At 76.8% G+C, this 13089-nt stretch carries 15 protein-coding genes; 6 read left to right on the forward strand and 9 right to left on the reverse strand.

Annotated elements, in window-relative coordinates:
- Positions 1-102 precede the first annotated feature (102 nt).
- Together BUE37_RS10160 and BUE37_RS10165 are read left to right on the forward strand one after the other, a co-directional pair.
- The gene (locus BUE37_RS10160) at positions 103-882 is read left to right on the forward strand and encodes a sporulation protein (protein WP_073420075.1); all 780 of its coding nucleotides are present in this window, start codon (positions 103-105) and stop codon (positions 880-882) included.
- A 14-nt stretch (positions 883-896) separates the two neighbouring features.
- Positions 897-1493: an NUDIX hydrolase gene (locus BUE37_RS10165; RefSeq protein WP_073420076.1), complete on the forward strand. Its 597-nt coding sequence runs from the start codon at positions 897-899 to the stop codon at positions 1491-1493.
- A gap of 185 nt (positions 1494-1678) precedes the next feature.
- Here the strand turns inward: BUE37_RS10165 and BUE37_RS10170 are convergent, their stop codons facing one another.
- The 6 genes from BUE37_RS10170 to BUE37_RS10195 all read right to left on the reverse strand — a co-directional run bounded on the left by BUE37_RS10170 (position 1679) and on the right by BUE37_RS10195 (position 5737).
- A complete protein-coding gene (locus tag BUE37_RS10170; protein WP_175562839.1) occupies positions 1679-2488 on the reverse strand; it encodes a DUF948 domain-containing protein in 810 nt (269 codons plus the stop codon).
- A 181-nt stretch (positions 2489-2669) separates the two neighbouring features.
- On the reverse strand, positions 2670-3059 hold the full coding sequence (locus tag BUE37_RS10175) for a DUF4267 domain-containing protein (protein ID WP_073420078.1): 390 nt from the start codon (positions 3057-3059) through the stop codon (positions 2670-2672).
- Complete coding sequence (locus tag BUE37_RS10180) at positions 3056-3613, reverse strand: hypothetical protein (protein WP_073420079.1); 558 nt, start codon at positions 3611-3613, stop codon at positions 3056-3058. Before BUE37_RS10180 ends, BUE37_RS10175 begins: the two co-directional genes overlap by 4 nt.
- Positions 3610-4236, reverse strand: coding sequence for a class I SAM-dependent methyltransferase (locus BUE37_RS10185; RefSeq protein WP_073420080.1), 627 nt, complete (start codon positions 4234-4236; stop codon positions 3610-3612). Before BUE37_RS10185 ends, BUE37_RS10180 begins: the two co-directional genes overlap by 4 nt.
- Positions 4233-5150: an alpha/beta fold hydrolase gene (locus BUE37_RS10190; RefSeq protein WP_073420081.1), complete on the reverse strand. Its 918-nt coding sequence runs from the start codon at positions 5148-5150 to the stop codon at positions 4233-4235. Before BUE37_RS10190 ends, BUE37_RS10185 begins: the two co-directional genes overlap by 4 nt.
- Positions 5151-5179: 29 nt before the next feature.
- Positions 5180-5737, reverse strand: coding sequence for a TIGR03086 family metal-binding protein (locus BUE37_RS10195; protein WP_073420082.1), 558 nt, complete (start codon positions 5735-5737; stop codon positions 5180-5182).
- A gap of 36 nt (positions 5738-5773) precedes the next feature.
- Between BUE37_RS10195 and BUE37_RS10200 the strand changes: the two genes are divergently transcribed.
- Positions 5774-6619 (forward strand): helix-turn-helix domain-containing protein, encoded by an 846-nt coding sequence (locus BUE37_RS10200; protein ID WP_073420083.1) that lies wholly within the window; start codon positions 5774-5776, stop codon positions 6617-6619.
- Between the two features lie 15 nt (positions 6620-6634).
- Here BUE37_RS10200 and BUE37_RS10205 read toward each other — a convergent pair whose 3' ends face one another.
- Complete coding sequence (locus BUE37_RS10205) at positions 6635-7048, reverse strand: TIGR03618 family F420-dependent PPOX class oxidoreductase (RefSeq protein WP_073420084.1); 414 nt, start codon at positions 7046-7048, stop codon at positions 6635-6637.
- 198 nt (positions 7049-7246) lie between these two features.
- Between BUE37_RS10205 and BUE37_RS10210 the strand changes: the two genes are divergently transcribed.
- A complete protein-coding gene (locus BUE37_RS10210; protein ID WP_073420085.1) occupies positions 7247-7954 on the forward strand; it encodes a GAF and ANTAR domain-containing protein in 708 nt (235 codons plus the stop codon).
- Between the two features lie 39 nt (positions 7955-7993).
- On the opposite strand, the gene BUE37_RS10215 is transcribed toward BUE37_RS10210, so the two are convergent.
- Positions 7994-9553 carry a phytoene desaturase family protein gene (locus tag BUE37_RS10215; RefSeq protein WP_073420086.1) on the reverse strand — a complete coding sequence of 520 codons (1560 nt, stop codon included), beginning with the start codon at positions 9551-9553 and terminating at the stop codon, positions 7994-7996.
- A gap of 72 nt (positions 9554-9625) precedes the next feature.
- Between BUE37_RS10215 and BUE37_RS10220 the strand changes: the two genes are divergently transcribed.
- Positions 9626-11089, forward strand: coding sequence for a dihydrolipoyl dehydrogenase family protein (locus BUE37_RS10220; protein WP_073420087.1), 1464 nt, complete (start codon positions 9626-9628; stop codon positions 11087-11089).
- Here BUE37_RS10220 and BUE37_RS10225 read toward each other — a convergent pair.
- Complete coding sequence (locus BUE37_RS10225) at positions 11071-11682, reverse strand: CDP-alcohol phosphatidyltransferase family protein (RefSeq protein WP_073420088.1); 612 nt, start codon at positions 11680-11682, stop codon at positions 11071-11073. The two genes, BUE37_RS10220 and BUE37_RS10225, sit on opposite strands and share 19 nt — an antisense overlap.
- A gap of 156 nt (positions 11683-11838) precedes the next feature.
- Here BUE37_RS10225 and BUE37_RS10230 point away from each other — a divergent pair, with 156 nt between their 5' ends.
- Positions 11839-13089 carry an ABC transporter substrate-binding protein gene (locus BUE37_RS10230; RefSeq protein ID WP_217651201.1) on the forward strand — a complete coding sequence of 417 codons (1251 nt, stop codon included), beginning with the start codon at positions 11839-11841 and terminating at the stop codon, positions 13087-13089.

The following is a 13089-nucleotide window of genomic DNA, read 5'->3' on the forward strand; positions in this document are numbered from 1 at the left end:
GGCGCGGGAGCCTCCCCACGGGCCGCGCGGGAACCCCTCGCCAGCCGCCGGGCGTGGTGTCAGCATCCGCGCCGTCCCCGAACCGAACGGAGCACCTCCCCCATGGCCTTCCGCAACCTGATGGCGAAGCTCGGCGCCGGCAATGCCACCGTCGACACCGTCCTCGACTCCCCCGTCACCCAGCCCGGCGGCACCGTCACCGGCACGGTGCACCTGACCGGTGGCTCCGTCGCCCAGGACATCGCCGAGTGCCGCGTCTCGCTGCAGGCCGCGGTCGAGGTGGAGAGCGGCGACCACGAGTGGCGGGAGAACGTCACCTTCGGCACCGCCGTCGTGGCCGGCGCCGGCCGGATCGAGCCGGGTGCCCGGGCCGCCGTGCCGTTCAGCTTCCCGGTGCCCTGGCAGTGCCCCTTCACCGCCGTCGACGGCTGGACGCTGCGCGGGGTCTCCATCGGCCTGCGCACCCGCGTGGACATCCCCGGCGGCAGCGACCCCGGCGACCTCGACGCGGTCACCGTGCAGCCGCTGCCCGTGCAGCGCACCGTCCTGCAGGCGCTCGGCGGCCTGGGCTTCGGCTTCCGCGGCGCCGACGTCGAGAAGGGCCGCCTGGCCGGCAGCGACCTGCCCTTCTACCAGGAGGTGGAGTTCACCCCGCCGCCCGCGCTGCGCGGCCGCGTCAACGAGCTCGAGGTCACCTTCCTGACCTCGCCGCACGGCGTCGAGGTCGTCCTCGAGGTCGACCGCCGCGGCGGGCTGTTCACCGAGGGCCGCGACGTCGGCGGCCGGCTGCACCTGTCGCATCACGACACCGACGTGTCCGCGGTGGCCGCGCAGCTCGACGCCGCCGTCCGCCAGCTCGGCTCGCGGCGCGGCTGGCTCTGACCCACCCTGACCGGGTGCTGACCCGGGACACGGTGGCCGCGCGGCTGCGGGACTTCCCCCGCCGCGCGGCCGCCCGTCCCGAGCTGCGGCAGGCCGGGGTCGCCGTCTGCGTCACCTGCGACGGCGGCGTCCCCGCCCTGCTGCTCACCCGCCGCGCTCCGGGCCTCCGGGCGCACGCCGGGCAGTGGGCACTCCCCGGCGGCCGGCTCGACGACGGCGAGACGCCCGTGCAGGGCGCGCTGCGCGAGCTGGCCGAGGAGGTCGGGCTCGAGCGCGGGCCCGGGGACGTGCTCGGCGTCCTCGACGACTACGTGACCCGCTCCGGCTACGTGATGACGCCGGTGGTCGTGTGGGCCGGCGAGACCGGGCCGCTGGGGCCCGCCGAGGCCGAGGTGGCCGCGGCGTACCAGGTGCCGCTGGCCGACCTCGACGTCGACCCGGTGCTGGTGACCATCCCGGAGTCCGACGCCCCGGTGGTCCGGCTGCCGCTGTTCGGCGGCTGGCTGCACGCGCCCACCGCCGCGGTGGTGCTGCAGTTCTGCCGGGCCGCCTGCCGCGGCGAGGTGGAGCGGGTGGCGCACCTCGAGCAGCCGGTGTTCGCCTGGCGTTGAGGGGGCTCTCACTTCATCGGAGACCGCTGAGCAGTATTCCTAGCGAGTTGACATCCGCTGGCAAATTGACGGGTCGCCTCTTCGAGACGAGATCTGACGACCTCCAAGACCGACGACCCTCCACCGCGGGGCCTCAATGATCCCGCTGGGGCTGGCTTACAGCTTCCCCGAGCGATTCCACAAGGTCAGGCAAGCTCCCAGGTCGTGATGGCCAGCGTGACAGCTTGGTCGTTGTGGTCGACCAAGCGGATAGCCGCGAAGCGTCCGGTCTCGGTACGAGCGCACACTTCGACCCCATCGAAGGATTCAACGCTCACGTAACTGTCTCCGCTGTATCCGGTGCGGGTGCTACATGTGCTGTGAGTAGCTGTCTCGCCAGGATTGAGCCTCAGGACATCAACCGCATTAAAGTAGAGACCGCTCGTTGAGAACGAAAGGTACTGAGCCGACGTCGACGTCGTCCCAGCGCCCCAGACAGGATCAGTGCTCGGCGAATTCATATCGATACGATCGCCGCCAGCAGCGAGGGTCACCTCACCTTGGTGGCGGATGGGTGGGGCGCCCGACTCTGGAGCGGCCGTCGGGCGTCCCGGCCCCGTTGAGCCCTCCAACTCCGCGATGCGCTCGTCCTTTGCGCGGATTTCCTCGACCTGCTGTTCCGAGGTGTCCTGAAGGGACGCGATGGTGTCATCCCGCGTCCTGACCTGCTCCTGCAATGCGTCGACTTGCTGCCGGAGCCCGGCCGCGTCGCCCTCCGCTGCATCCGTGTCCTGTTTCGCGTTGTTGAGGGCTACCGTCAGGACCACCGCGGCAAGGGTCGCAATGGCGGCGATCACTGCACTGACGAGCGTTTGATGGATCTCCAGCCATCCGCGCTTGGGCTGTGGTGCTCCGGCACCTCCCGACTGGCTACCGGCATCTCCGGGCGGTTGCGCACTGGACACAGTTCCCCCTGTCATCAAGCCCGCGACGCGCGAAAAGCTGACGCAACACACGGCAGCACAGTGCGTCAGAGGTCGGAAGCACCCGGCCGAGGTCGGCTACCCGAAATCCGAAACAGCGCGGCCGTAGACTCAGTCACTGGCCAGTATCGAAAGTTAGCACTCACCTCTTTGGCTGGCCGCCTCCCGGCCGCCGCGTCGCGCACTTTTCAACGGCGACGCCCGGCGGGTCGCCTCAGCGCCGGTGCCAGCGGGCCGCGCCGTAGCCCGACAGCGCCAGCACGATCCCCGACAGCACGGCGCTGCGGGTGCGCACGTCGCCGGTGGCGCGCGAGGTCCACACCGCGGCCGCGTCGAGCGCCGTGAGCAGCAGCGTCACCTCGGTGGTGCGGCGGGCCTGCGGCGCCGGGGTCACGAGCAGGGCGGCGCCCATCGCGATGTTGCGGGCCGCGCCCAGGCGCACCAGCAGCGGCAGCGCGACGTCGCCCTGCGCCGCGTCGGGCCGCACGCCGAGGGAGCCGGCGATCCAGCGCGGCGCGAACAGCGCCGCCGTGCCGATCCACATCGACAACGACCCGACGGTCTTCCGGGTGACGTCCCAGTCCCTGCTGTTCAGGCTGCTCACGAGCCGCCCTTGCCCGCGAACCGCCGGGCCGAACCGGCGGTGAGGACCAGCACGACGGCCAGGAAGGGCAGCGTGACCCAGCTCGCCACGACGTCGCTGACCGTGGCGACGGTGAACGCGGCCGCCGACGGCGCGCCGAGCGGGCCCAGGACGCCGTCGAGCCCGAGGGCGGCGATCGACGCCGGCAGCGTCAGGCACGCCGACACCGCGCCGCCGAGGACGACCCCGGCCAGCACCGCGGCCGGCGATGCGCGCACCGCCCGCAGCGCGGTCGCCGTCCCCCGCCCGAGGGCGCCGCGCGGGCGCAGCCGGCCGTCGTCGGGCAGCCCGGTGAGCGCGCCGGTGAGCCACAGCTGCGCGAGCAGGCCCGTGCCGAAGCCGACGACGTCGACCAGCAGCGCGTGCGCGACGCTCGGGTCGTCGTGGACGAGCAGCTGCCGCAGCACGTCGGGCACGGTGTTGACCAGCGTGACCGCGAGCGACAGCGCGTAGACGCGGCCGGCGTGCCGGCGCAGGAGGGCCAGGGCGCCCCGGACGGCGTCGCCGGCCCTCACGCGAGGGTCGCCACGGCCTGGATCCACCGGTCGCCGGCAGCGCGGCGCAGCCGGCCCGGCGGCACCTCGAGCCCGTGCGCGGCGAGCTCGGCGACCAGCTGGTCGGTGGAGAACCGGTCGGCGGGGTGGCGGGACACCGCCCGCAGCGCCGGGGCGTCGACGAACCGGGCGGTCATCTCGGTGAGCGCCAGCTGCCCGCCGGGGCGCAGCACCCGCGCGGCCTCGGCGACGGCGGCCCGCCAGTCCACGATGTGGTGCAGGGCGTGGAAGTCGACGACGAGGTCGACGCTCCCGTCGTCGACCGGCAGCGCGGTGGCGTCGCCGACCCGGAAGGTCACCCGGTCGGCGAGGTCGGTGCAGCGCATCCGCGCGCGGCCCACCGACGCGGCGTGCACGTCGAAGGCGGTCACCTCCGTGGCGCCCAGGCGCTCGACGGCGACCCGCGCGCCGAGCCCCCGCCGGCCGGTGCCGATCTCCACCGCGCGGGACCCGCGGGCGCCCAGCCGGCGCAGGATCGCGCCCTCCACCCGCAGGCCGATCTCGTAGCGGACGCGTGAGTCCACCCACAGGCGGTTGGCGTTGACGTAGGTGGGCGGCACCGCACGGCCGCGGAGGTCGGTCATGGCGCGCGGCTACCCACTCCCGGCGCGAGCGCACCGTAGACCTCGCGCGCGTGGTCGAAGACGAGGAAGTGGCCCTCGCCGGCGTACCAGTGGGCGGTGCAGCGCGGCAGCATCGCGGCCAGCACCCGGCCCAGTCCGACCGGGACCTGCCAGTCCTGGGTGCCGTGCCAGAGGTGCACGTGCTGGGTCACCTCGGCGAGCGGGAAGCCCCACGGCCGGAACAGCAGCGCCCGGTCCTCCGCGAGCGCGCCGGCGCCCTGCCGCAGGCCCTCGGTGAAGGTCGCGGCCATCGCCTTCCGGACGGCCGGGCGGCCCAGCACGCGGCGGTCGGCCGAGTTGAGCCGCACCTGCAGGTAGCGCGGCAGCAGGCCGGGGCGGACGGTCAGCGGCGCGAACACCGGCCGCAGCAGCGCCGTCGTCGCCCGGGACGGCCGGTGCACCGCGGCGCGCACGGTCTGCGGCAGCCGGCCCGGCAGCACGTCGGACCAGGCCCACGGGACGTCCGGCGGCGGCGCCCCGCCGAGGACGCCGACCGCCGTGACCCGCTCGGGCATGGCGTGCGCGCAGGCCAGGGCGTAGGCGGCGCCGCCGGAGAGGCTGAGGACGGCGGTGCGCTCGATGCCGAGGGTGTCGAGCAGCTGGACGACGTCGCCCGGCCAGTCGGTCACCCGCCGGCCCGGCTGCGGGTCGGAGCGGCCGAAGCCGGGCCGGTCGGGGACGACGAACCGGATCCCCCAGCGGCGGTAGGCGCCGGGGTCCTCGACGTGCCGCTCCAGGCGGGAGCTCGGGGAGCCGTGGCAGCCGAGCACCGGCCGCCCGGCGGGGTCGCCCCACTCGGCGTAGGCGAGGGTGCGGCCGTCGCGCAGCTGGAGCCGGCCCTCGCGGGGGCCGTCGGCGGAGTCGGGGCTGTGCACGCGCCCCGGCTACCCAGCCGGGACGGCGATCAGGCGCGGCGGCCCAGGAGCGCCAGCACCCGCGTCTGCCGGCCGGCGTCCGCGGGCGCCTCGACCCTCTGGCAGATGCCCTCCATGTAGAGGGCGTCGCCCCAGGAGGCCGCCCCGGTCTCGATCCGGTCCAGCTCGGCGCCGGAGAGCCTGGCGTCCTGGCCGGTGGCGGTGGCGAGGTCCCAGCGGTGGACGACGAGGTCCCAGACGTAGAACTGCTCGAGCATGGCGCCCACCGTCGTCGGGCCGAAGAAGCCGTCGTAGGCGGCGTCGGCGACGGCCGGGTCGCCGACGGCGGCGAGCACGCGGCCGGCGTGGGCGCGCAGGGCGCCGGCCGGGTCGGCGGCGACGTCGGGCGCGGGGCCGAGGTCGATGCCGCGGCCGGTGAGGAACTCGCGCTGCGTGTCGACCAGGTGGGTCACGACGTCGCGGGCGCTCCAGCCCTCGCACGGGGTGGGCGCGTCCCAGCCTGCGGCCGGGACGGCGTCGGCGACGGCGAGCAGCGGCTCGAGGGCGGCGGCGTAGGCGGTGGCGACCGGGGTGGTGAGCGTGTCCATGACGCCAGCCTGGCCGGTGCGGCAGCCTGGGTCTTGATGGAACCCGACACCGCACCCCGCCCGCGCCGGCTGGACGCGATCGAGCGGGCCCACCTGCGCGACCCGCGCGACGTCACCGCCGTCGTCCACCGGTACGAGGCCGACGGGCCGCTCGCCGCGCTGGTGCAGCGGTTCTGGATCCCGGTGTGGTCGGTGCCGCCGGGGCAGGAGTCGGTGCAGCGGGTGCTGCAGTACCCGTGCTGCCTGCTGGTGGTCGCCCCGGACTACGCGCGCTTCCACGGCGTCGTCCAGGGCCTGTCGACGACGACGCTGGCCGGCGACGGCTGGGCCGCCGGCGTGATGCTCACTCCCGCGGCCGGGGCGCTGGTGGCCGGCGGGCCGGTGTCGGCGTTCACCGACCGGCACGTCGACGCCGGTGAGGTGCTCGGGGACGACGGCGCCCGGCTGACCGCGGCGGTGCGCGCCGCGATGGCCCGCGACCCGTCCTCGCCGGGCGCGCACGCGGCCGCGATGGCCGCCTACACCGACGTCCTGACCCGGTTCCTGCCCGTGGACGACGAGGGGCGGCTGGTCGACCGGGTGGTGGCGCTGGTGGAGTCCCGGCCGGACCTCACCCGCGTCGACCAGCTGTGCGCGGAGACGGGGCTGTCGGAGCGCGCGCTGCAGCGGCTGTGCTCCCGGCGCCTCGGCCTGACGCCGAAGTGGCTGGTGCAGCGCCGCCGGCTGCAGGAGGCCGCCGGGCGGCTGCGCGAGCGGACGACGACGGTGGCCGAGGTGGCCGCCGCGCTCGGGTACGCCGACCAGCCGCACCTGACCCGCGACTTCGCCCGGGTCACCGGCATGACGCCCGGCGAGTTCGCCGCCCGCTACGGCGACCGCTGACCGGGCGAGCGGCGGTCAGCCGGTCGTCGTCTGCCGCTCCGGCTCGATCCAGACGATGACGCGCTCGGTCTTGATGTTCTCGGCCGGGTACGGCCTGCCGTCGTACTTCTGCGACAGCTCGTCGATCTGCGCCCGCGCCTGCGGGCCGGTGGTGGTGTCGACGACCCGGCCGCGCACCTCGGCGTAGCGGTAGGGGTCCTGCTCGTCGCGGATGGCGAGGGTGACCCGCGCGTCGCGCTCCATGTTCTCGAACTTGCGCCGCCCGGTCTCGGTGTTGACGAACAGCCGCTCGCCGTCGGTGCCCACCCAGATGTACTGCGTCTGGATCCGCCCGCTGGGCAGCAGCGTGCTGATCGCCGCGTAGTTGGGGCCCTCCGCCAGCTCGCGGGTGACCGGGTGGAGCTCGGGGCCGTCCTGGGTGTCTGCCACGCGGCGGCCCTACCCCCGACCGCCACCGTGCACGCCCGGACCCGCCGCCGCGCCCCCCGGTCCCGGCGGTATCCTCGCTCCCGCGCGTCACACAGCCGGCGTGCGCGGGGACCTCCCCGCCCCCGAGGGTCTGCAACAACCGGACCTCGGCACGGACCCGCCGGCTCGTCCGGCACCGCCCTGGTCGGAGTGACTCTCGTGTACCCCGCGGACGACCGCCTCGCGGCCGCCCTGCTCCACCTCGCCCTCGTCCCCGCGGACCGGCCCCTGCCCCTCGTGCTCGAGCAGGTCGCGGGCCTGGCCGCCGACGCGCTCGGCGGCCGGCCCGCCCTGTCGGTCACGGTCCTCGGGGTGGACGGCGGCACCACCGTGGGCACCAGCGCCCAGGTGGCGGCCGAGCTGGACCAGGTCCAGTACCGCGCCGGCTCCGGACCCTGCCTGGAGGCCGTCGCCACCGGCCGGATGCTCGTCGTCGAGGACACCGCGCACGACCCGCGCTGGCCGGAGCTGGCGCGCGCCGCCGCGGCCGCGGGTCTGCGGTCGGTCCTGTCGGTGCCCTTCCCCACCGCCCGGCCGGCGAGCGGGGGACTGAACGTCTACCTCCAGCTCCCGGTCGGGGCCGGCGGGGAACCGCGGGAGCGCGCGGAGCTGCTGGCCCGCCTCGCCGCCGCCCGGGTCGCCGACAGCCACCTGGTCACGCGCCTGTCGGAGCAGGCCGTCAACCTCCAGCAGGCCCTGGACTCGCGGGCGGTCATCGACCAGGCCAAGGGCATCCTCGTCGAGCGCTTCCGCCTCACCCCCGAACAGGCCTTCGCAGCCCTGGCCCGGGTGTCGAACAGGACCAACACGAAGCTGCGCGAGGTGGCCGAGCGCCTCGTCGACACCGGCGAGTTCCCGACGGCGTGACCGGCAGCGTGACCGGCGGTGTGACCGGCGGCCGGCCGCTCAGCGCCGGCCCTGCCTCCGCGCGTCGAGCAGCAGCGCCCGCGCGGCCGCGGCACCCGGGGCGCCGGACACCCCGCCCACCGGCGCCGTCCCCGCGCCGCTGAGGTACAGCCCGGCCAGGGGCGTGCGGTGCCCGGCGAGCTCGCGGGTGGGGCGCAGCGGCCCGAGCTGGTGCGGGGAGACGTCGAGGACCATCGGGTGCGCCCCGGGCCAGCGCAGCTCGGCCGCCATGTCCTCCGGGGTGCGCACGACCCGGCCGACGACCGAGTCGCGGAACCCCGGCGCGCGGGCCTCCACCGTGTCGACCATCCGGTCGGCGAAGGACTCCCGGGCCGCCGCCCACCCGCCGTGCAGCTCCGCCGGGGCGCAGGGGCAGGCGAGGTAGACGGTGTGCCGCCCCGGCGGGGCGAGGCCGGGGTCGAGCGCGCTCGGGGTGAACGCGTAGGTGGGCACCGGGTCCCCGGGCAGCAACCCGGCGCCGGCCCGGGCGAAGCCGCCGGCCAGCGCGCCGAGTCCGTCGACGAACGACTGCAGGCCCGCGTGGTCGCCCGGACGCGCGCCCGGGTAGGCCGGCAGCCGGTCGACGGCGAGCAGCACCAGCGCCTGCACCGCGTTGCCGCGGGAGGCGGCGCGCAGCCGGTCGGGCACCGGCCCGGTCAGCGCCGGGTCGGGCAGCTCCAGCAGCGCCGTCCGCGGGTCGATCGCGGTGACGACCGCGCGGGCGGCGACGCGCGAGCCGTCCTCGAGCCGGACGCCGCGCACCCGGCCGCCGTCGTGCTCGACCGCCGCGACGGCGGCCCCGGTGCGCGCCTCCCCGCCCTCGGCCGCGAGCCGCCGGGCGAGCGCGTCGGTCAGCGCCTGCGAGCCGCCGAGCGGGTGCCACTGCCCGATCCGGTGGTAGAAGGCCTGCCAGAGGGCGAACAGCGCGCTGCCCGGCGCATCGGGCGCGGCGGAGGCGTGCGCGGCGAAGGCGGCCACCGGGGCGCGCACCCGGTCGGTGGCCAGCCGCTGGCGCAGCAGCGCGCCGTACGGGGAGGCGAGCAGGCCGGCCAGCCCGAGCGGCCCGCCACCGCGGCGCAGCGCCCGCACGGCGGCGCCTGCCAGCCCCGGGAGGTCGCGGGCGGCCGGCCGGCGCAGGCCCGCGGCCATGAGGTCGACCAGCGGGGACGCGTCCTCGATCCAGTCGCCGTAGCGGGCCGCGTCCTCCGGGGCGACCTCGGCGATCGAGGCCACGGTCGCCTCCACGCTGCGGGAGAACCGGACGATCGCGCCGTCGCGCCCGATCGAGACGGCGAACGGGTCCATCTCGACGTACTCCAGGCCCACCTCCCCCAGCCGGAGCTCCTCGACCAGCCCGGTGGCCTGCACGAGGTTGTGCGCGACGGCGTGGGTGTCGAAGCGGTACCCCGGCAGCAGCTCCTCGGTGCGGGTGCCGCCGCCCAGCCGGCCGGACTGCTCGAGCACCAGCACGTCCCGGCCGGCCCGGGCCAGCAGGCACGCGGCGACCAGCCCGTTGTGGCCGCCCCCGACGACGACCACGTCCCGGCTGTTGTCGCGCATGCGTCCTCCCCGTGGCACGTTCGGTCCGATCCTCGCCGCGATCCCCCCGGCGGGCAGACCGGGAGGAGCGCGGTGGCCCGCGAGCACGTCTGGGACCTGGTGGTGGTCGGCGGGGGGACGGCGGGCCTCGTGGGCGCGCGGACGGCGGCCGCGCTGGGCGCCCGGGTGCTGATGGCCGAGCGCGACCGCCCCGGCGGCGACTGCCTGTGGACCGGGTGCGTGCCGAGCAAGGCGCTGCTCGCGGCCGCCGCCCGCGCCGCCGAGGCCCGCACCGCCGGCGAGCTGGGCGTCACCGTCACGGGCGTGACCGTCGACCTCGCCGCCGTCATGCGCCACGTGCGCGGGGCGATCGCCGCGATCGAGCCCGAGGACTCCCCCGCCGCGCTGGAGGCCGCCGGCGTGACGGTGCGCCGGGGCACCGCCCGGCTGACCGGCCCCGCCACCCTCGACCTCGACGGGCGGCCGGTGGCCTTCCGCGCGGCGCTGCTGGCCACCGGCGCGTCCCCCGCGCTCCCGCCCGTGCCCGGGCTGCGCGAGGCCGCCCCGCTGACCAGCGAGACGGTGTGGGACCTCGACGTCCTGCCGCGCCGGCTGGTCGTGCTGGGCGGCGGCGGCATCGGCTGCGAGCTGGGGCAGGCGTTCGCCCGGCTGGGCGCCGCGGTCACCCTCGTCGAGGCCCTGCCGCGCGTGCTGCCGGGCGAGGACCCCGACGCCTCCGCGCTGGTGGCCGCGGCGCTGCGGCGCGACGGCGTCGACGTCCGCACCGGCACCCGCGTCACCGCCGTGTCCGGGGAGCCCGGCGGCGCGGGCGAGGTGACCGTCGAGGGCCCGGGCGGCGCCGCCACGGTGGCCTTCGACCGGCTGCTGGTCGCCGTCGGCCGGCGCCCCGACACCGCGGCGCTCGACCCCGCGGCCGCCGGGGTGGCCCTGGACGACGACGGGTACGTCCGGGTCGACGACGCGCTGCGCACCACCAACCCGCGCGTGTGGGCCGCGGGCGACCTCACCGCCGTCTCCCGGTGGACGCACACCGCCGGCGTGCACGGCGCCACCGCCGCGGCCAACGCCGTCCTCGGCCTGCGGCGGACCGTCGACCGGCGGGCCGTCCCGCGGGTCACCTTCACCGACCCCGAGGTGGCCGCGGTCGGGGCGCCGACCTGGGCCGGCGACGGCGCACCGGCCCCGCGGACGGTCACCCGCCGCGCCGAGCGGGTCGACCGCGCTGTCGCCGAGGGCCGCACCGACGGGTTCGCCCGGCTGGCCCTGGGCCCGCGCTCGCGCGTCGAGGGCGCCACGGTCGTCGGGCCCCGGGCCGGGGAGGCGCTGGCCGAGCTGACCCTCGCCGTCCGGAAGGGGTTGCGGACCAGCGACCTAGCCGGCACCACGCACCCCTACCCCACGCACGGCGACGGGCCGTGGAACGCCGCCCTCGACGACGTGCGGTCCCGGCTGGCCCGGGCGCGGCCGGCCACCGCCGCGTGGGTGCGCCTGCGGCGGCTGGCCGGTGCGCCGGGAGGTCAGCGCAGCGCGCGGTAGCCCGCGACCATCCGCTGCAGCCCGCTGACGCCGACCACCGCGGCCCAGACCCAGGCGATGGTCCCGGCGGACCCGGGCAGCAGCAGCCACAGCGCGTGCACCAGCACGGTCTCCGTGCCCTCGGCCAGCCCGCCGAGGAAGGACAGCGACCGGCCGTCGTCGAGGCGCCGGCCGGTGCGCTCGGCCAGGGAGGAGAAGGCGAGGAACGTCGCGCCGTTGAGGTAGTAGGCGACCAGCACCGCGACGAAGGGCAGCAGCGAGCCGCCCCACCCGATGCCGACGCCGGCCACCGTGGCGCCGTAGACGAGGAAGTCGGCGGTGATGTCGAGGTAGCCGCCCGCGGCCGACGGCGGCTCGCCGTCCCGCGCCCGCCGGCGGGCGAGGACGCCGTCGAGGCCGTCGGCGACCCGCGACAGCAGCCACAGCGCCAGGGCCGGCAGCCACAGCGCGTACGCGGCCGCCACGGCCGAGCCCAGGCCGAGCGCCAGGCCGAGCAGCGTGACCCGGTCCGGCGTGACCGCGGGCCGGTCGACGCGCGTGGCCAGCGCCTCCAGCAGCGGCGCCACCAGCGGACGGGTGGTCCCGTCGAGCACGCGGTCCTCCTGTTCCGCCCGTCCGGATGGCGCGCCACCCGGTTGCGTGACAACCTCCTGCCGGTCCCCCGCGCACGCTGCCCCCTCCGGCGTCCGTGCGCGACCCGGACCCGCCGTCGTCGAGCCCGGAGCCGTCCGGAGCCAGGAGCCGCCCCCGTGCGCACGCGCCGCCCGACCCTGTCCGCCGCCGTCCTGGGCACCGTCCTGGCCGTGTCGGCCTGCTCCGGGGCACCCGAGCCGGGCAGCGAGGGCGCGGCGGCCCCCTCGGCGCCCGACCGCAGCTGGGACGAGGTGCTCGCCGAGGCCGACGGGCAGACGGTCGACCTGTGGATGTACGGCGGCGACCAGCAGGGCAACACCTACGTCGACGACGTGCTGGCGCCCGCGGCCGCGGAGCTCGGCGTCACGCTGCGCCGGGTGCCGGTCGCCGACACCGCCGACGCGCTCAACCGGGTGCTGTCGGAGCTGCAGGCCGGCGAGGACGACGGCAGCGTCGACCTGGTGTGGGTCAACGGCGAGAACTTCGCCACCGGGCGGCAGGCCGACGCGTGGCTGTGCGACTGGACCGCGCAGCTGCCCGCCATGGAGTTCGTCGACCCGGAGGACCCGCTGCTCACCAGCGACTTCGGCACGCCGGTCGACGGCTGCGAGGCGCCCTGGCACAAGGCGCAGTTCGTGCTGGCCTACGACTCCGCCGACGTGACCGACCCGCCGGCGTCCATGACCGAGCTGTTCGACTGGATCGAGGCCAACCCCGGCCGGTTCACCTACCCGGCGCCGCCGGACTTCACCGGCTCGGCCTTCCTGCGGCAGGCGCTCTACGCCGTCGCCGGCGGCCCCGACGAGGTGCCCGCCGAGTTCGACCAGGCCGCCTTCGACGAGGTGGCGCCGCAGCTGTTCGAGCGGCTGTCGGGGCTGGCGCCGTCGCTGTGGCGGGCCGGGGAGACCTACCCCCGCGACCTCGCCGCGCTCGAGGAGCTCTACGCCGGCGACCAGGTCGACATGACCATGACCTACGGCCCGGCCACCCTCGCCCAGCAGGTCGCCTCCGGCGCGCTGCCGGAGTCCACCCGGGTGCTGCCGCTCGACGGCGGCACGCTCGGCAACGCGAGCTTCCTCGCCGTCCCGGCCAACGCCGGCGACCAGGCGGGCGCGCTCGTCGTCGCCGACCTCGCCCTGTCCCCCGAGCAGCAGCTGGCCAAGGCCGACCCGGCCGCCTGGGGCCAGTACCCGGTGGTCGACCTCGACCGGGTGCCGGCCGACGTGCGGTCGGCGTTCGAGGCGCTGCCCTCCTCCCCCGCCGTGCCGCCGTTCGCCGAGCTCTCCCGCGACGCCGACCCCGAGCTGGGCGCCGGCTGGGTGGCCCCGCTGGAGGACGGCTGGCGCACCGACGTCCTCGGCGGCTGA

The organism is Geodermatophilus nigrescens, assembly GCF_900129495.1.
GTDB classification, from domain to species: Bacteria; Actinomycetota; Actinomycetes; order Mycobacteriales; family Geodermatophilaceae; genus Geodermatophilus; species Geodermatophilus nigrescens.